This window comes from Pleomorphomonas sp. PLEO (assembly GCF_041320595.1).
Lineage (GTDB): Bacteria > Pseudomonadota > Alphaproteobacteria > Rhizobiales > Pleomorphomonadaceae > Pleomorphomonas.
Genome location: NZ_CP166625.1, coordinates 4,822,943 through 4,840,669 on the forward strand (window position 1 = coordinate 4,822,943; position 17,727 = coordinate 4,840,669).

The window sequence follows — 17,727 nt, forward strand, 5'->3', positions numbered from 1 at the left end:
AGGCAGAGAAAACCGCCATTTCTTGAGACCCGAAGACAGAATAAAAATCCGAAGGCTCCGACAAAGCGACCCCAAAATTGACGATGGGATCAGGCTATATCTGTCCGCGCCCTGACACCTCTCATTGAGCGAGACTTGGCTTGCTGCCTCGTCTGTCCGGCAGAATACCTGGACTTTCCGGGGCAACGGCGGTTTTCCTCGAGAAAGCCATGCCGGCGATCCTCAATCTCCGGGAATCTCTGGGCGCCCTTTGGCAAGCACCTCACGCACCGCCGCCACGATTTCGTCGGCAATCGATCCTCGACCGGCGATTCGTCCCGCCTCGCCATGCATCCATGCCGCAAGCGCGGTCGCCTCGAAGGCCGGGCGCCCCCCAGCCAGCAAACCGCCGATGATCCCCGCCAGAACGTCGCCCGAACCAGCCGTAGCGAGAGTCGCCGTCGCGTTCTCATTGATCACCGCGCGGCCATCCGGATGGGCGATCACCGTGTCCGCACCCTTGAGAAGCACGACAGCGCCAGACTGCGCAGCCGCCGCTCGAGCGCGGTCTAGCTTGGAACCGCCGATATCAGGAAAGAGGCGGGCAAACTCGCCCTCGTGCGGTGTGAGAACAACGCCGACCTTGCGAGCTTTCATCAGAGCAAAAGCCTCGTCCGGACGGCGCGAGGCCTGAGTGATGGCATCGGCATCGAGTACCAACGCCACATTCCCCTCAAGCGCGGCGCGGATCGCCAGCCACACTTCATCGCCAAGACCGAGACCAGGCCCCAGCACCGCCGAACGCAGACGCGGTTCGGCAAGGAGCGTCGCAAGGACCGTCATGTCGGCGGCTAGCTTGACGACGAAAGCCGCTCGCCAGGCGGCGACCGTGGCAATGGCGTCCGGAGGCGTTGCCACGGTGACGATGCCGGCCCCTGCCCGGAGCGCCGCTTCGGCCGCCAGGCGGGCAGCACCGCAGGAGGTGAGAGGTCCCGATGCCACCAATGCCGCGCCGCGGCTGTACTTGTGACTGTCGACAGCGGAGTCCGGCCAGCATCCGGTCCATACTGCCGGCCCATTGGCGGCCGTCATCGGGCCAATTTCCGCCAGCACCTCGGAACCGATCCCGATCTGAGCGAGCCGTACCCGACCACAATGCGTCCGTCCGGGCAGGAGCAGATGCCCGGGCTTGCGGCGGAAGAAGGTGACGGTTTCATCGGCAACGACCGCCGTTCCCCTTATCTCGCCGGTACGGCCGTCGATGCCGCTCGGCAGATCGACGGCGTAAACGCGAGCCCCCTCGACACGGGCGGCATTGACGGCGGCGATCAGCTCGGCATCGCGGCCGGAAACGTCGCGGCTGAGGCCGGCGCCATAGAGCGCGTCGACAATCACCGCCGCGTCATCGAACAGGTCTGGCGTCGCCGGAAGCGTTTCGCCGCGCCAAGCTCGTTCGGCACCAGCGGCATCGCCCTTCAAATCACGAGCGGTCATCCCCTCCGGCAAGGCGAGAGCGACACGCACGATGAAGCCGCGCTGTTTGAGGACTCGGGCGATGACGAAGCCGTCGCCGCCGTTGTTGCCCATTCCGCATAGCACGACGGCGCGGGTACCCTGGCTGAAGCGCGCGCAGATGACGTCGGTGACGGCGTAGCCCGCGCTCTCCATCAGCCGTTCACCGGGAACACCGCCGGCAATGGTCAGAGCGTCAGCTCGGCCCATCTCGGCCGGGGTGAGCAGTAGTTCGCCATGCATCCGGTTCGCTCCCTCGACTTTTTGAGCCCATCGCTCCGTCTATCGACAGCCGCTTTCCGTCTACACCCTTGGGCGGAATGCGACAAATGCGGTGTGGAACTGCGGTTGGAGGAGCCCCGACAACCGACCTCGAACCATTGAAGATTCACCTAACCGCCCAGCACTCTGCTCAATTGGACTCCAGTTGCATAATATTTAGGCCGCTCCGTTGGGCATTCCTCGATATGTTTGTCGCTCACCGCTCGGTGGTCGCCTCATTTTTCGCCAGGAACCGGCAGGGGACGGAACTGGCACGTCGAATGCTTGAGAGGGTGCGTCTCGGTCGGCGCAGGGTGGAAAAATCGCCTCGCGCGGCGCCAGGAGCAACGGAGACAAGGGGTCGATGAAAAAAATCGAGGCTATCATTAAGCCCTTCAAGCTGGACGAGGTGAAGGAAGCTCTACAAGAAGTGGGGCTCCAGGGTATCACCGTCACCGAAGCCAAGGGCTTCGGCCGTCAGAAGGGCCATACCGAGCTCTATCGGGGTGCCGAATACGTTGTCGACTTCCTGCCGAAGGTGAAGATCGAGGTCGTCATGACCGATGACATGGTCGCCAAGGCCGTCGATGCGATCCGCAACGCTGCCCAGACCGGCCGCATCGGCGACGGCAAGATCTTCGTGTCGCCGGTGGAGGATGCCATACGTATCCGTACCGGCGAGTCCGGCAACGACGCAATTTGACGCGGTGCCCGGATTCCGGGCCGGCAGCAAAGAACGATACAGAGAAATTGGGGGATCCCGGCGGATCATACATTCGGCCGTGAAGCACCCCACAAGACCAGAAAACCCTGAAAGGAAGGGCAAATGACTACTGGTGCTGATGTTCTGAAAATGATCAAGGACAACGACGTCAAGTACGTTGACCTGCGCTTTACCGACCCGCGCGGCAAATGGCAGCACGTCACGTTCGACATCGGCCTCGTCGACGAGGATATGCTTGAGAATGGCACCGCCTTCGACGGCTCGTCGATCGCCGGCTGGAAGGCGATCAACGAATCCGACATGACGCTGATCCTGGATCCGGAAACGGCCTTCATCGATCCGTTCTTCGCTCAGACCACCCTGGTCATCGTCTGCGATATCGTCGACCCGGTCTCCGGCCAGTCCTACAGCCGCGACCCGCGCTCGATCGCCAAGAAAGCCGAGGCCTACGTTGCCTCGCTCGGCATCGGCGACACCGTGTTCTTCGGCCCGGAAGCCGAGTTCTTCGTGTTCGACGACGTTCGTTTCTCGGTGACACCCTACAACACGGGCTTCAAGCTGGACATGGTCGAGCTGCCGACCAACGGCGACACCGAGTATGAGTCTGGCAACCTCGGCCACCGCGTCCGCACCAAGGGCGGCTATTTCCCAGTGCCGCCGATCGACAGCCTGCAGGACATGCGCTCCGAGATGCTCTCGGCGATGGCCGAGATGGGCGTTGTCGTCGAGAAGCATCACCACGAGGTGGCCTCTGCCCAGCACGAGCTCGGCATGAAGTTCTCGACGCTGACCCGCATGGCTGACCACCTGCAGATCTACAAGTACGCGATCCATCAGGTTGCCCACGCCTACGGCAAGACGGCCACGTTCATGCCGAAGCCGGTGTTCGGCGACAATGGTTCGGGCATGCACGTTCACCAGTCGATCTGGAAAGATGGCAAGCCGGTGTTCGCGGGCAACCAGTACAACGACCTCAGCGAGACCTGCCTCTACTACATCGGCGGTATCCTGAAGCACGCCAAGGCGATCAACGCCTTCTCCAACCCGTCGACCAACAGCTACAAGCGTCTGGTACCGGGCTATGAAGCGCCGGTCCTGCTGGCCTATTCGGCTCGTAACCGCTCGGCTTCCTGCCGCATTCCTTACACGACGAACCCGAAGGCCAAGCGCGTCGAGACCCGTTTCCCGGATCCGGCAGCCAACCCCTATCTCTGCTTCGTCGCGCTGCTCATGGCCGGCCTGGATGGCATCAAGAACAAGATCCACCCCGGCGACGCCATGGACAAGAACCTCTACGACCTGCCGCCGGAAGAGCTGAAGTCCATCCCGACCGTCTGTGGCTCGCTGCGCGAAGCCCTGGCCTCGCTCGACGCCGACCGCGACTTCCTGAAGGCCGGTGGTGTCATGGATGACGACTTCATCGACAGCTGGATCGCGCTGAAGATGGAAGAGAACATGCGCTACGAGATGACGCCGCATCCGATCGAGTTCGACATGTACTACTCGGTCTGAGGCGCGTCCTTGGACAACACCGGACGCCTCTCAGGCGTCCGGTTTCAACGAACCGCCCGCCGCAAGGCCGGGCGGTTTTTTCTTTGCGGTACGGGGGATAGCCTGTCGCCCGCCGCTTTCCGTCAAGCCGCCGCGCGCTTATGATCGCCGGACTTTCCAACGGGAGACCAGAACATGCCCGACAAATCCTCCATCGGCCCATCGACGAAACTCTGCATGTCGTTGGCTGGTCGGCCGGGAAAGTTCGGCTCGCGTTTTCACAACAGGCTCTATGAACTGACTGGCTTGGATTACATCTATAAAGCCTTCACCACCAAGGATCTGCCGGCGGCGATCGGCGGTGTTCGGGCGCTGGGCATTCGCGGTTGCGCCATCTCCATGCCGTTCAAGGAGGCGGTTATTCCGCTTCTCGACCATATCGAGGGATCAGCGGCGGCCATCGACAGCGTCAATACGATCGTCAACGACGATGGCTGGCTGACCGGCTACAACACCGATTACAGCGCGGTGCTAGACTTGCTGGACGATGCGGAAATCGCCCCTTCAACCCCCTTCCTGCTCGCCGGCTCTGGTGGCATGGCCAAGGCCGTGATGGCGGCGTTACGCAACCGGGGCCATCGCTCTGGAGTGATCATCGCGCGCAACGCGGCAACTGGCCAAATGCTCGCCGACCTCTACGGCTTCGATTGGACAGCAACCGCCGAGGGATTGACAGCACCGCTGATCATTAACGCCACACCGATTGGCATGGCCGGTGGCGCGGAAGCGGAGACGCTGGCTTTCCCACCCTCTGCGATCGAAGCGGCGGAAACGGTATTCGACGTAGTGGCGCTGCCGGTTGAGACCCCTCTCATGCGAGCGGCCAAGGTAGCTGGGCGCAAGCGCATCTCCGGCGCTGACGTCGCCGTGCTGCAGGCGCTTGAGCAATTCGTTCTCTACACTGGCGTCCATCCGAGCGAAGAGCAGGTGAAGGACGCCGCCATATTCGCAGGGAACGCCTGAGCGATCAGCTGTAGCAGGCCCGCTCCACCTTGCCGATCGCCTTCGATGATCCCTTCAATTGGAAGGTCGCGGTCGGCAGCACACCGGTCTTGTCAGTGACGGTCAGCGGTTCCGTTGATTTCAGGAGACGGACAAGAGCGCTGTCGCGACGCGGTGTCGCCGCCATGACCCCATCCATCGCTTCGTAGCGGAGGGTGATTTCGGCGCTGAGCTGGCCGCTCGCGAAAACGAAGGGTGAGCGATAGTTCATGTCGCCATGCGGCGGAAAATCGTCGCCAACGGCGGGTACGAAGCGCAAGCCGATCTTGTCCTCGCCACCGCAGGTGATCAGCAAGACGTCATCCGGTCGGTCGGTTGAGCAGATAGAAGCGGTCATCGTCGGCCCGCCCTCGTCCTGCTGGATGCCGGCTTTCCAGGCCTGACAATCGCCGGCCAACGCCGGCGTCGCCAGGATGGCGGCAAGCGCCGCCGCGCAAAAGGTTTTCATGCGTCCCCTCCCCATCGGGCCGGGGCATCAGGCACCCCGACCGCGGCGCCTGCAAGCTCGACTTTTGGTATCAGCCGTAACGGCGCGCCGCCTCAACGGCGAGCCCCGTGCCAACCGAGCCGAAGACGTTGCCAGTCACAACGCGCGCTTCCGGTACCGATGCCAGGATGGCGGTCCGCACGTGCTCGAGCCGCGTGGAGCCACCGGTCAAAAACACCGCGTCGATATCGTTGGCAGCGACACCGGCCTCTGCAAGACAGGTATCGACGCGGGCGCCGATGCGGCTGGCGAGGTCGCCGGTATGGCGAACGAGACCAGCGTGGTCGACATGGGTGGAAAGGCCCCGTTCCAGCCACTCGAAGGCAACGGTAACAGCGCCTTGTTCGGCAACGGCAATTTTGGCCGCTTCCACCTCGATGGCAAGGCTATGGCCGCGCTCGTCGTCGACCACATGCATCAGCCGCTGAATGAGATCTGGCTCCGCTGCGCGTTTTTCGAGGTCGATGAGTTCGCGATGAATGCGCGGCTCGTAAAGACGGTTGATCGCCGACCATGTGGCGAGGTCGTGATAGTAGACCGAAGGTACGTCGATCTCACCACGGGCAAGCTTGGACCGGAAGCCGAGGAGCGGCATCACCGTACCGAGGCTGAGGTGGCGGTCGAAGTCGGTGCCGCCGATGCGGACGCCGTCGTTGGCCAGCACGTCGGAGGCGCGCTCGGCTTTCTTTGCTCGCTCCGGTCCGAGACGGACGATCGAAAAGTCGGAGGTGCCACCGCCAATGTCGGCGATCAGCGCCAGCTCCTCGCGGGATAGCTGCTGTTCATAATCGAGGCTGGCGGCGATCGGCTCGTACTGGAAAGAAACCTCTTGAAAGCCGAGATCGTGGGCAATGGCATGCAGCGTTGCCTCCGCGAGACGGTCGGCCTCGGCGTTGCCGTCGACAAAATGCACGGGGCGGCCATGGACGAGGTGGGTGAGCGGCGCGCGCGCCACCGCTTCGCCCCGCTTTTTCACTTCCGCCAGATAGCGCTTCAGCACGTCGCGAAACTTGACGCGGCTCTTGCCGACCAGCGTCGTCTCTTCCATCAACGCCGAGCCAAGCACCGATTTCAGCGCCCGCATCAGGCGACCGTGCTCGCCGCCGATATAAGCGGCAATGGCGGCGCGGCCAACCGAAATGGAACCGTCCTGGTGATAGAAGATGGCGCTCGGGAGCGTATCCTCGTTATCTTCCAGGCGCACCATATCGGCTCGGCCGTCGGTAACGACGCCGAGCGTAGTATTGGACGTGCCGAAATCGAGGCCTGCCGCTGCCATGACCGCTCTCCGAATAACTGGGGGCGGTTTCCCTAGCGCTTCGCGGCGACGATTGCCAGCGGCAAAATCAGGCGAGCAGGAAGACCAGCGACGTCAGCGACAGCAGCACCAGCACGGCTGGCAGCGCGAAGATGCCGCCGGTGAGCGGGGGCTCGGCCGCGACCTCCTGAAGATGGCGCCGCATGCCACCGAGGCGGTGGCCGGCAACGAAGGCACGGGTGTGGACGGCTCCGAGTTCTCGGAGCACGGCATCTTGATACTGGTTTCGACGCATGACAAACCACCAATGAACGTTCCGGAGCTTGCCGCCACCAGGGTTAAGAACGCCTCAACGGCGTCGATGGCATCTGGGTCGACAGTGCATGAGCCGGAACACATGTAGAACGAGATTGGCGCTCCCGTTGCCAGCGTGGCAAACTGCGGGGCGCGCGAATCAGCTCCGCCCTTCCCGGCGGGCGGCGGAATGGCCGGGGATGCCGGTCAATGGACGAAGACGGAACGCATGGAAAAGGACGACCTGTTCGGAACACTCCCCCCGCCGGCGAGCACGGCGACCCCGGTGGCGGCGCCCGTTCGTGCGCCCAAGCCAGCGCGTCCCCGTGTCGAGGCCGCCGCGCCGGTGGAAGCGGTCTATGACGCATCGACCATTGAGGTTCTGGAAGGACTCGAACCGGTACGCCGGCGCCCCGGCATGTATATTGGCGGCACCGACGACAAGGCGATGCATCACCTGTTCGCCGAAGTGATCGACAACTCGATGGACGAGGCGGTGGCCGGCCACGCCTCGTGGATCGAAGTGCGGCTCGATGCCGACGGCTTCCTCACCGTCAACGACAATGGTCGTGGCATTCCGGTCGATCCGCACCCGAAATTTCCAGGCAAATCGGCACTGGAGGTGATCCTGTGCACCCTGCATGCCGGCGGCAAGTTCGACAGCAAGGTCTACGAGACATCCGGTGGTTTGCACGGCGTAGGTGTTTCGGTGGTCAACGCCCTTTCCGAGTGGCTCGATGTCGAGGTGGCGCGTGGTCGCCAACTCTACAAGCAAAGCTTTTCGCGTGGCGTACCGCAGGGCGATTTGCAGCGCCTCGGCGAGACCATGAACCGGCGCGGCACCAAGGTGCGCTTCAGGCCGGACCCACAGATTTTTGGAAAAGACCCTCGTTTCGAGCCGGCGCGCATCTTCACGATGGCCCGCTCCAAGGCTTACCTGTTTGGTGGCATCGAAATCCGCTGGTCTTGCGATCCGTCGCTGGTCGAGGGTTCGAAAACACCGGCCGAGGCGGTGTTCCGCTTTCCGGGAGGCCTCAAGGACTTTCTCGCCGAGACGCTGGAGGGCGAAAAGCGCGTCGCTGACGACCTGTTCGCCGGCCGCTTCGGCACTGGCGGTCACGGTACCGTCGAATGGGCCGTTTCCTGGTTCGCGGGCGACGGTTTCGTCAACTCCTACTGCAACACTATCCCGACGCCGGATGGCGGCACCCATGAGCAAGGCCTGCGCCTCGCCCTCACCCGCTCGTTCAAGGCCTACGGCGAGATGGCCGGCAACAAGCGTGTGGCTCAGGTGATGCCCGAGGATGTGATGACGTCCGCCGGCGCCATGCTTTCGGTCTTCGTGCGCGAGCCGGAATTTGTCGGCCAGACCAAGGACAAGCTCTCCACCGCCGAGGCGGCCCGCATCGTCGAGACGGCGGTCAAGGATGCCTTCGACCACTGGCTGACCGCTTCACCCCAGCAATCGGGACGCCTTCTGGACTGGATCGTCGAGCGCGCCGACGAGCGCCTTCGTCGCCGACAGGAAAAGGACGTTCTGCGCAAGAGCGCGGTGCGCAAGCTGCGCCTGCCGGGCAAGCTCGCCGACTGCACACAAAACGCCGCTCAAGGGTCGGAACTGTTCATCGTCGAGGGTGACTCGGCCGGCGGCTCCGCCAAGCAGGCGCGTGACCGCGCCAGTCAGGCGGTAATGCCGTTGCGCGGCAAGATCCTCAACGTCGCGAGTGCCGGCCGCGATAAGGTGACGGCCAACCAGCTCCTGTCAGACCTGTTGCAGGCACTCGGCTGTGGTACCCGCTCGCACTATCACGAAGACGATCTCCGCTACGACAAGGTGATCGTGATGACCGACGCCGACGTCGACGGCGCCCATATCGCATCGCTCTTGATCACCTTCTTCTACCGCGAGATGCCGCAGCTCATCCGTGGCGGCCATCTCTATCTCGCAGTGCCGCCGCTCTATCGCCTGACCCATGGCGGCAAGACCATCTACGCTCGCGACGATGCCCACCGCGAAGAGCTGCTGCGCACCACCTTCAAGAACAAGAAACCGGAGATCGGCCGCTTCAAAGGTCTTGGCGAGATGATGCCCTCGCAGCTCAAGGAAACCACCATGGACAAGAAGACGCGCACGCTGCTGCGCGTCGTCATGGTGGAGGACGAGGCGGAGCGGACGGCGGATTCGGTCGAGCGGCTGATGGGCAACAAACCGGAAGGCCGCTTCCAGTTCATTCAGGAGAACGCCGAGTTCGCCGAGGATCTGGACATCTGACGTCAAGATGCCGCCCCACGGCGTGCGATTGGGCTGGCAGCGCGACCAATCATCGCGCCGCCGGCAAATGGTGTTGTCAATTGCTGGAAGGCTGAGCCCTCCAACATCGGCAGTTTTTCTTATGACCAGTCGTGGAAAAACCTGGCGGCTGTTACTTTGTCGGCGTGATATCTTGAGCCTCGCTCGACCATCCTTTTCGTGCCGCTCATCGCCCCTTCTAGGCTCAGGACCTATTAAATTGGTTGCGGTCGCAAAGATTGGTTGATTCAATAGCAGCGTGAGGAGGCGTTGCGATGAGTGATCTGATCTGGCTGTCGGAGGCGCAGATGCGCCGGATCGAGCCCTATTTTCCGTTGTCACACGGGGTTCCGCGCGTCGATGATCGGCGGATCATCAGCGGCATCATCTTCGTGATCCGCAACGGCCTGCGGTGGCGCGACGCACCTGCTGAGTACGGTCCGCACAAGACGATCTACAACCGCTTCATCCGCTGGAGCCGGCTCGGCGTGTTCAACAAGATCTTCGCCGGGCTCGCCGCAAAGGGCGGGAAACCCGACCAACTGATGATCGATGCAACCCACCTAAAGGCGCACCGGACCGCAGCCAGCTTGCTCAAAAAGGGGCTGTTCCCCGACGTATCGGACGCACCAAAGGCGGCCTGAACTCGAAGCTCCATGCCGTGTGTGACGCAAAGGGCAGGCCGCTGGTCATGCTCCTGAGCGAAGGCCAGATGAGCGATTACAAAGGGGCGGCGCTCATGATCGACGCCCTGCCCAGGGCCAAGGCCCTGCTCGGCGACCGAGGCTACGATGCCGACTGGTTCCGCGCGGCACTTGCACAGCGCAAGATTGCCGCCTGCATCCCTTCAAGGCGCAACCGTAAGATCCAGATCCCCCACGATGTCGCGCTTTATCGCCAGCGCCACAAGATCGAAATCATGTTCGGCAGGCTCAAGGATTGGCGGCGAATCCACACACGCTATGATCGCTGCGCCCACACCTTCATGTCAGCGATCTGCATCGCAGCCACCGTCATCTTCTGGATCAATCAATGAGTCCTGAGCCTAGGAGAGAGCACGTAGAACTCCTTCCCTGCCAAGAAGATCGGCCGCTTAACTATCGCGGACGGAGTGATGGCTAGGTTCATCTGGCGTCCAAACGGACCGAAACGTACGTTGAAAGCCTCAGGGACCGCTTCCGAGTTGATTGAAGTAACAATAAACGCTGAATTCGGCAGGAATTGATTGACATACCGTCGATTCCACATATGGTCTCCGACGATATCCGGATCATACAAACTCGACCCGGAAGCGCGTGGATTCGCCTGCCTCAGTGTTCGAATCCTCAATCCAAGAGACCGCACACCACATGAATTTTTCTGATCTCGGACTGAGCGCCAACGTAATGGCGGCTGTTGAAGCGGCTGGCTATACGATTCCGACGCCAATCCAAGCGGAAGCCATTCCGCACGCTGTCACTGGCCGTGACGTCATCGGCATCGCCCAGACGGGAACTGGCAAGACCGCCGCTTTTGTGCTGCCGATGCTGACGCTCCTTGAGAGCGGTCGCGCCCGTGCGCGTATGCCCCGTACGCTAATCCTCGAGCCGACGCGCGAGCTCGCTGCGCAGGTCGAGGAGAACTTCGTCAAGTATTCGTTCAATAACAAGCTGAACATCGCTCTACTGATCGGCGGCGTGTCGTTCGATGATCAGGAGCGTAAGCTCGATCGCGGTGCTGACGTGCTGATCGCCACGCCCGGACGATTGCTCGACCATTTCGAGCGCGGCAAGCTGCTGCTCACCGGTGTCGAGATCCTGGTGATCGATGAAGCTGATCGCATGCTCGACATGGGCTTCATTCCGGACATCGAGCGCATCTGCAAGCTCGTCACCAAGAACCATCAGACGCTGTTCTTCTCGGCGACCATGCCGCCAGAGATCCAGGCGTTGACCGAGAACTTCCTCAACAACCCGGTGCAGATCGAGGTTTCGAAGCCAGCGAGCGCCGCTACGACGGTGGCCCAGCGTCTCACAGTCTCCGGCACCGAGGATTTTGAGAAGCGCGAGACACTGCGCGCCCAGATCGCCGCCGCCGAGGATCTGAAGAACGCCATTGTATTCTGCAACCGTAAGCGCGACGTGGCGGTGGTGTTCCGCAGCCTCGTCCGGCATGGTTTCAACGTCGGGGCACTGCATGGCGACATGGATCAGCGAGCCCGCATGGCAACGCTGGATGCTTTCAAGAAGGGCACGCTGACGCTGCTTGTTGCTTCCGACGTCGCCGCTCGCGGCCTCGACATCCCCGATGTCAGCCATGTCTTCAATTATGACGTGCCGATCCATGCCGAGGACTATGTCCACCGCATCGGTCGTACCGGTCGAGCCGGCCGGAAAGGCACGGCTGTGATGCTGGTCACCCAAGACGACGAAAAGCATCTCTCCGCCATCGAGAAGCTGATCATCACCGACATCGAATGGATCGGCGACCCTATCGTTTTCGATCCGGAAGCGCGCAAGCGGTCACGCGGCCGCAAGGGTGCCGAGAGCAGCAAGGAGCCGCGCCGCTCTCGTGCCAAGACGACGGATGGCGAAGAAGCCCGGGCGCCGTCTCGCTCGCGCCGCACCCGCCAGGAAGCCGTACCAACTGAAACGGCCGAAGCCTCGACCGAAGAGGCACCGCGCCCGAGTCGCAGCCGCGCTGCCCGACCCGAACGCGAGGCCAGGCCAGAGCGTGAGCCCAGGCCCGAACAGGAGGCAAGGCCGGAGCGCGCGCCGAGGCCGGAGCGCGAGGCCAGAGCCGAGCGTGAGCCGAGACCCGAGCGTGAGCCGAGATTGGAAAGAGGCGCCGAGCGGCAGCCTGTCCGTGCTGGCGAGCGTCCGCGCCCCATGCCCCGTCGCGATGTCGATGACGGCCCAGCCGTCGTTGGGCTCGGTGATCATGTCCCGGCCTTCTTGCTGCGACCGGTGCGGATCGCCAAAACCGCGAACTGACCATTTATATATCGGATCTTCCATCGAACGGCGGCTGCTTTAGCCGCCGTTTTCGTTTGGGACGGCGTCGCAAATCGCATCTGCTAGTCGGAAAAATCAGCCGCGTCGCGCTTCGCCGCGACCGGAAAGCTCGAATTTTACCAAACGCATGCACCTTTGCTTAACGCTCAATTCATGCCTACCGTTTATCAACGTGCAAGGGATGCGAGGGCAGTGGGCGGGACCATGACGCACCGGGAAGAGTTTCTGCGGACAATCGGTTATGGTGAAGCAGCCGTGGCACAGCTGCGGCGCAACGAGAATGCCGCCTATCCCAGAAACTACGAGCTCTGGTACAACTATTGTGCAGGATTCAATCACGCCCTCAACCGTGCCGTGAACGACATTCTGCGCACCAAAGGCCGCATCGAGACGGTCGAGCTCAACGCCATCTACAACCAGTTCATCTCTCCCTCACGTCTCTCCGATCGGATCGAGGATGTGGGAGGCCGTATTTCCGGCGAGATCGAAGGCGTCATGGCGGCGGTGAACAAGACCATGGCCGCCAATGCCACCTATGCCGGCACGCTGTCCGGAGCCTCGACGGAATTGACCGCCGGACCCGACCTTTCGCGGCTGCAGGGAATCGTTGGCGAACTGTTGGTTGCAACGCACGAGACGGAGAAGGTCAACCGCGAGCTGGAGGGACAGCTCGCCGACAGTCAGAGGCAGATCTCCGAACTCAAGGAAAGCCTCGAGTCTCTTCGCTTCGAAACCCTGACCGATGAACTGACGACGCTGGCCAATCGCAAGCATTTCGACCAGTCGCTGGAGCGGGCCGTGGCCAACGCCGCCGAGACGGACGGAGTCCTCTCACTCCTCATCACCGATATCGACAATTTCAAGTCGTTCAACGACAGCTTCGGCCATCAGACCGGCGATCAGGTGCTGCGCCTGGTGGCTCTGTCCGTCAAACAGGCGATCAAGGGGCATCATCTTGCCTGCCGCTACGGCGGTGAGGAATTCGCCATCATCCTGCCGAAGGCAAACCTTTCACGAGCTGAGGTAATAGCCGAACGCATCCGCGAGAGCGTCAAGGAGAAGGAGCTCAAGAAGCGCTCCACCGGGGAAACTCTTGGTTTCGTCACAGTCTCGGTCGGAGTCGCGACCTACCATCCGGGCGATACGGCCGTCTCGCTGATCGAACGTGCCGATACCGCCCTCTATCTTGCCAAGCGGGCTGGCCGCAACCGGGTTTGCACAGAGACGATGCTCGCCGTGCAAAACGAAGAAGAGGCGTAGCCTCAGCGCGCCGGGGCGAGCCATAGCCGGCGAGGAAAGCCGAGCACCCGGCCGGTTTCCCGCAAACGCAACGTGCCGTTATCGTTCCTCTGGATTTCGTAGGTGAGCGTGCCCGCTTCGGCGAGCCTGCTCCCGTCGAGCAGCGTGACTTCCGGATGACACCATGGCGGCGCCTCCAGCCCGGACACCACGATCGCCACAGTGGCACAATCGTCGCCGAAGGCGAGCGGTCGACTGACGACCGACACTGACGGCCGTCCAGCCACGGCTTCCAGTAGGCAAGCCTCCGGATCACAAGCGACATCGCGATCAAGATCGAGCATTTCGCCCGGGTCGATTCCCACGGCCGCCATCCAGACTCCCAGCATAAAGCCACCTTTCCCGCCGACCTTGTGCCATGTTCCATCCTCCTGTCGCACAAGGGCCAGCGAGCCGTCACCAGCGACGATGAGCCCTGGGGGCGAACCGGCACCGACGAAGGCGAGGCCAGCGAGCACCGGGACAAGCCCGAGCCAACGCTTGCGGCCACGCCACAGGCAGATCCAGAGGCCACCTGCCACAACGGCGAGCATGGTCCAGCCCATGGGGCGGCCATAAAGGCCCCCACCGGGTGTCCATTCGGCAACGGCATGGGCAACGGCGATCATCGCATCGATGCCAGCGCCCATAACGGTAAGTGGCACCCCCTCCAGGCCAAGTGGCATCATCAACGCGGCGCCCAGCGCCATTGGCATGATCAGCAATGATACCAGCGGCTCGGTGACAAGGTTGGCGATCATGCCGAGTGGTGCCAGACGGCCGAAATGATAAAGGGCCATCGGCAAGGTAGCGAGGCCAGCCAGCACGGTCGCCGCCAGGGCTGCCACCAGCCAGAGACCGAAGCGGCGCGCCATGCGAGCAAGCAAGCTGACGTCGCCTCCATCCATCGGCTCGCCCTGCCTGGTGCGCCATGCCTCCAGGCCTGCCATCAGCGCGACCACGGCGGCAAACGACATCTGCGCACCCGGCTCCATCACCGCCTCAGGCGAGAGCACCAGCGTGACGAGGGCTGCCACGGCAATAACGCGAAGCGACAGGGCGCGGCGATCGATCAGTATCGCCAAAAGCGACACTGCCACCGTGATCATCGAGCGCTCTGCCGGCACGTCCATACCCGACACGACGAAATAAGTGCCGGTGCCCAGCATCGACAGCATGGCGGCGATCTTTTTGATCGGTAGCGTGAGCGCCAGCGGCGGTATCAGCGCCAACATCAGGCGGATGCCGCCGAACAGGAAGGCGGCAACCAGGCTCATGTGCATGCCGGAGATCGACAGCACATGCGAAACGCCGGCGATGCGCATCGCCTCGTTGGTGGCGTCGGATATGCCGGCGCGGTCGCCGACAATCAGAGCCGCTGCGATGGCACCGGTGTCGCCGGGAAGCGCGGCGCGGATGCGGCCGGCCGCCGCCACTCTCACAGTCTCGATGCCGCTCAGAAGGGTAAGCCAAGTGTCGGCAGGAGGTGCCTCCGGCCACGATTTGACCGCGCCATAGGTGAAGCCGCTGGCACCAACTCCGGAAAACCATGCGACGCGGGCAAAGTCATAACCACCCGGCAGCGGCGGCGGCATAGGTGGGGCGAGCCGAGCGAGCATGGTAACCGCTTCGCCTGGCACCGGCACCTCGCCGCGCATCGTCACACGAACACGCGGCGGCAGGCCGCTCTTGGGACGCGGTTCAATTTCGACCGGCTGAACAAGCAGACGGGCAGCTCCCTTTCCCCGATCTTCGACCGCCACGACATGACCGCGTATCGTCACGGTCCGCTCGAACGGAAATATCGGGTGGGTAGCAAGACGAGTCATCAGCCCAGCATGCAGGAAGCCGAGGCAGGCGAGGCCGACGAAGATCGCCAAGTGTGAGACTGCGAGGGGGCGACGGGCGATCAGCACAAGCGCGGCGAGAGCGCCGATGCCGGCCAGCACCAGATCGATCGACGAAGGCTCGCTGGCCGGAGCAAAATAAAAGGCCGCGCCAACGGCGGCGGCCACCGGCCACCACAGGAAGCCGCGGCCGTCGTCGAGATCCTGGACAAAGGATTTTCGCAGAGCGGATAGCGTATGGCGCCATCCCGCACCGGCTGTTGGCCGGTGACGGACAGGAGTCTCGCTCTTCATCTCCGCCCGGACCGTCACAGTCGTCGCCTATTTCGTTACTTACTCTGTCCGCGCCGCGATCTTATTTTGCGAAACGTACGGCTTTCCTGTAAGACGCCGTCCACGCAATGGTCCGGCCGGCGACGATCCGCCATCCCTTCCGGACCAACCTGACATTTTTGGAACTATCGTCGATGTCCACACCCGTCGTCACGCGTTTTGCGCCGTCCCCCACTGGTTTTCTGCACATTGGAGGCGCGCGGACGGCGCTCTTCAACTGGCTCTATGCCGAGCGACATGGCGGTAAGATGCTGCTCCGCATCGAGGATACCGACCGCGAACGTTCGACGCAGGCCGCGGTCGATGCGATTATCGACGGGCTGACCTGGTTGGGCCTCACCTGGGAAGGCGAGCCGATCTCGCAGTTCCAGCGTGCCGACCGTCATGCCGACGTCGCGCGTGAACTCGTCGCCGCCGGCAAGGCCTATTATTGCTACTGCACGCCCGATGAGCTCAACGAGATGCGCGAGAGCGCCAAGGCGAATGGTCTGCCGCCGCGCTATGACGGCCGCTGGCGCGACCGCGATCCGTCCGAGGCGCCGGCCGGTGTCAAGCCGTCGGTGCGCATCAAGGCGCCGCTGGACGGTGAGACGGTGATCGAGGATGCGGTTCAGGGCACCGTCACCTTCCCCAACAAGGATCTCGATGACTTCATCATCCTGCGTTCGGACGGGACGCCCACTTATATGCATGCCGTGGTGGTCGACGACCACGACATGGGCGTCACCCAGATCATCCGCGGTGACGACCATCTCACCAATACGGCGCGCCAGAAGATCATCTACGACGCCCTCAGCTGGATCATGCCAAAGGTAGCGCACATCCCGCTGATTCACGGACCGGACGGTGCCAAGCTCTCCAAGCGCCACGGCGCGCTGGGCGTCGAGGCTTACCGCGCCATGGGCTACCTGCCGGTGGCGCTCCGCAACTACCTTGTTCGCCTTGGCTGGGCACATGGCGATGCTGAGATCCTCTCTACCGATGAGATGATCACGCTGTTCGACCTCGAGGGTATCGGTCGTTCTCCGTCGCGCTTCGATTTCGGCAAACTTGAGAACCTCAACGGTCACTACATCCGCCAGATGCCGGATGATGAGCTGGTGGGCCACGTTGTCGCCTTGCTCGACCACATTCCCCAAGGCGCGGCTCTGAAGGCAAAGCTCGACGACGGCAAGAAGGCACAGCTGGCCGCCGCCATGCCGGGCCTCAAGGAGCGCGCCAAGACGCTCCTCGAGCTGATCGACAATGCCGGCTTCCTGTTCGCCAGCCGGCCTCTGGTCCCCGATGAGAAGGCAGCTGCCCTGCTTGATCCGGCGGGCAAAGCGGCGCTTACCGACCTGTTGCCGCGGCTGGTCGCATTGGACGATTGGACGGCAACCTCCACCGAGGAGGTGGTACGCGCCTATGCCGCCGAGACCAGCCTCAAGCTCGGCAAGGTGGCGCAGCCGCTCCGCGCCGCCGCCACCGGGCGCACCACTTCGCCGCCGATCTTCGATGTGCTCGCCGTACTCGGCCGCGATGAGGCGCTTGGCCGCATTCGCGATGCGCTGATCGACTGAAGCAAGCAAACTCTTTAAGAAAATTGCCAACCCCGCCCGGTCAGACCGCGGCGGGGTTTTCACATCCTTGCGAGGAGGTGAGTGAACGGGCGAAAACTTGCTTTATTCGCACACCCAGACACGTCGATCAAAGCGCTGAAAACCACACCGAAACAATAACTCGAGCCCCAGAATGAGGTTCCGAGCCTCCGCCGAAATGGCAAGGCTGACCACCAATTCGACGGCTTGCCGGAGTAGGGATTTTCCGCTACGTGAAGAACGACATGCAACTGGGAGGTTGGCCGGCAGTTTACGTAAACGTAATCGCTTTGTCCTACCCCTCATTGGCCTGGTCCACCCGATCACCTGCTGGAGATCCG

13 protein-coding genes are annotated in these 17,727 nt (G+C 62.7%); 8 read left to right on the top strand and 5 right to left on the bottom strand.

The window, feature by feature from the left end:
* Positions 1-222 precede the first annotated feature (222 nt).
* Positions 223-1,734 carry an NAD(P)H-hydrate dehydratase gene (locus tag AB6N07_RS22310; protein WP_370675240.1) on the bottom strand — a complete coding sequence of 504 codons (1,512 nt, stop codon included), beginning with the start codon at positions 1,732-1,734 and terminating at the stop codon, positions 223-225.
* Between the two features lie 382 nt (positions 1,735-2,116).
* On the opposite strand from AB6N07_RS22310, the gene AB6N07_RS22315 reads away from it, so the two are divergent.
* The 3 genes from AB6N07_RS22315 (at position 2,117) to AB6N07_RS22325 (ending at position 4,990) form a co-directional block, all read left to right on the top strand.
* Complete coding sequence (locus tag AB6N07_RS22315; RefSeq protein ID WP_026790983.1) at positions 2,117-2,455, top strand: P-II family nitrogen regulator; 339 nt, start codon at positions 2,117-2,119, stop codon at positions 2,453-2,455.
* Between the two features lie 123 nt (positions 2,456-2,578).
* The gene (gene glnA, locus AB6N07_RS22320) at positions 2,579-3,988 is read left to right on the top strand and encodes a type I glutamate--ammonia ligase (protein WP_370675241.1); all 1,410 of its coding nucleotides are present in this window, start codon (positions 2,579-2,581) and stop codon (positions 3,986-3,988) included.
* A gap of 174 nt (positions 3,989-4,162) precedes the next feature.
* Positions 4,163-4,990, top strand: a complete 828-nt coding sequence (locus tag AB6N07_RS22325) for a shikimate 5-dehydrogenase (RefSeq protein ID WP_370675242.1) — start codon at positions 4,163-4,165, stop codon at positions 4,988-4,990.
* A gap of 4 nt (positions 4,991-4,994) precedes the next feature.
* On the opposite strand, the gene AB6N07_RS22330 is transcribed toward AB6N07_RS22325, so the two are convergent.
* The 3 genes from AB6N07_RS22330 to AB6N07_RS22340 form a co-directional block, all read right to left on the bottom strand.
* On the bottom strand, positions 4,995-5,477 hold the full coding sequence (locus AB6N07_RS22330; protein ID WP_370675243.1) for a hypothetical protein: 483 nt from the start codon (positions 5,475-5,477) through the stop codon (positions 4,995-4,997).
* Positions 5,478-5,547: 70 nt separating this feature from the next.
* A complete protein-coding gene (locus AB6N07_RS22335; RefSeq protein WP_370675244.1) occupies positions 5,548-6,795 on the bottom strand; it encodes an Hsp70 family protein in 1,248 nt (415 codons plus the stop codon).
* A 67-nt stretch (positions 6,796-6,862) separates the two neighbouring features.
* Complete coding sequence (locus AB6N07_RS22340; protein ID WP_370675245.1) at positions 6,863-7,069, bottom strand: hypothetical protein; 207 nt, start codon at positions 7,067-7,069, stop codon at positions 6,863-6,865.
* Between the two features lie 228 nt (positions 7,070-7,297).
* On the opposite strand from AB6N07_RS22340, the gene parE reads away from it, so the two are divergent.
* From parE to AB6N07_RS22360, 4 genes are all read left to right on the top strand, one after another.
* Positions 7,298-9,340: a DNA topoisomerase IV subunit B gene (gene parE, locus AB6N07_RS22345; RefSeq protein ID WP_370675246.1), complete on the top strand. Its 2,043-nt coding sequence runs from the start codon at positions 7,298-7,300 to the stop codon at positions 9,338-9,340.
* A 293-nt stretch (positions 9,341-9,633) separates the two neighbouring features.
* A protein-coding gene (locus tag AB6N07_RS22350; RefSeq protein WP_370675053.1) for an IS5 family transposase occupies positions 9,634-10,394 on the top strand; the annotation gives its coding sequence in 2 pieces (ribosomal slippage) (positions 9,634-9,967 and positions 9,967-10,394; 762 coding nt in all).
* A 313-nt stretch (positions 10,395-10,707) separates the two neighbouring features.
* A complete protein-coding gene (locus AB6N07_RS22355) occupies positions 10,708-12,330 on the top strand; it encodes a DEAD/DEAH box helicase (RefSeq protein ID WP_370675247.1) in 1,623 nt (540 codons plus the stop codon).
* A 225-nt stretch (positions 12,331-12,555) separates the two neighbouring features.
* A complete protein-coding gene (locus AB6N07_RS22360; protein ID WP_370675248.1) occupies positions 12,556-13,611 on the top strand; it encodes a GGDEF domain-containing protein in 1,056 nt (351 codons plus the stop codon).
* Positions 13,612-13,613: 2 nt separating this feature from the next.
* Here AB6N07_RS22360 and AB6N07_RS22365 read toward each other — a convergent pair whose 3' ends face one another.
* The gene (locus AB6N07_RS22365; RefSeq protein WP_370675249.1) at positions 13,614-15,788 is read right to left on the bottom strand and encodes a ComEC/Rec2 family competence protein; all 2,175 of its coding nucleotides are present in this window, start codon (positions 15,786-15,788) and stop codon (positions 13,614-13,616) included.
* A 155-nt stretch (positions 15,789-15,943) separates the two neighbouring features.
* Between AB6N07_RS22365 and gltX the strand changes: the two genes are divergently transcribed.
* Positions 15,944-17,368: a glutamate--tRNA ligase gene (gltX, locus tag AB6N07_RS22370; RefSeq protein WP_370675250.1), complete on the top strand. Its 1,425-nt coding sequence runs from the start codon at positions 15,944-15,946 to the stop codon at positions 17,366-17,368.
* Positions 17,369-17,727: the final 359 nt, after the last annotated feature.

Bases quoted from the DNA above. Each gene is read 5' to 3' on its own strand.
- parE (WP_370675246.1), top strand. From the start codon at position 7,298: ATGGAAAAGGACGACCTGTTCGGAACACTCCCCCCGCCGGCGAGCACG.
- gltX (WP_370675250.1), top strand. From the start codon at position 15,944: ATGTCCACACCCGTCGTCACGCGTTTTGCGCCGTCCCCCACTGGTTTT.
- AB6N07_RS22325 (WP_370675242.1), top strand. From the start codon at position 4,163: ATGCCCGACAAATCCTCCATCGGCCCATCGACGAAACTCTGCATGTCG.
- AB6N07_RS22335 (WP_370675244.1), bottom strand. From the start codon at position 6,795: ATGGCAGCGGCAGGCCTCGATTTCGGCACGTCCAATACTACGCTCGGC.
- AB6N07_RS22360 (WP_370675248.1), top strand. From the start codon at position 12,556: ATGACGCACCGGGAAGAGTTTCTGCGGACAATCGGTTATGGTGAAGCA.
- AB6N07_RS22310 (WP_370675240.1), bottom strand. From the start codon at position 1,734: ATGCATGGCGAACTACTGCTCACCCCGGCCGAGATGGGCCGAGCTGAC.
- AB6N07_RS22330 (WP_370675243.1), bottom strand. From the start codon at position 5,477: ATGAAAACCTTTTGCGCGGCGGCGCTTGCCGCCATCCTGGCGACGCCG.
- AB6N07_RS22355 (WP_370675247.1), top strand. From the start codon at position 10,708: ATGAATTTTTCTGATCTCGGACTGAGCGCCAACGTAATGGCGGCTGTT.
- AB6N07_RS22315 (WP_026790983.1), top strand. From the start codon at position 2,117: ATGAAAAAAATCGAGGCTATCATTAAGCCCTTCAAGCTGGACGAGGTG.
- glnA (WP_370675241.1), top strand. From the start codon at position 2,579: ATGACTACTGGTGCTGATGTTCTGAAAATGATCAAGGACAACGACGTC.
- AB6N07_RS22340 (WP_370675245.1), bottom strand. From the start codon at position 7,069: ATGCGTCGAAACCAGTATCAAGATGCCGTGCTCCGAGAACTCGGAGCC.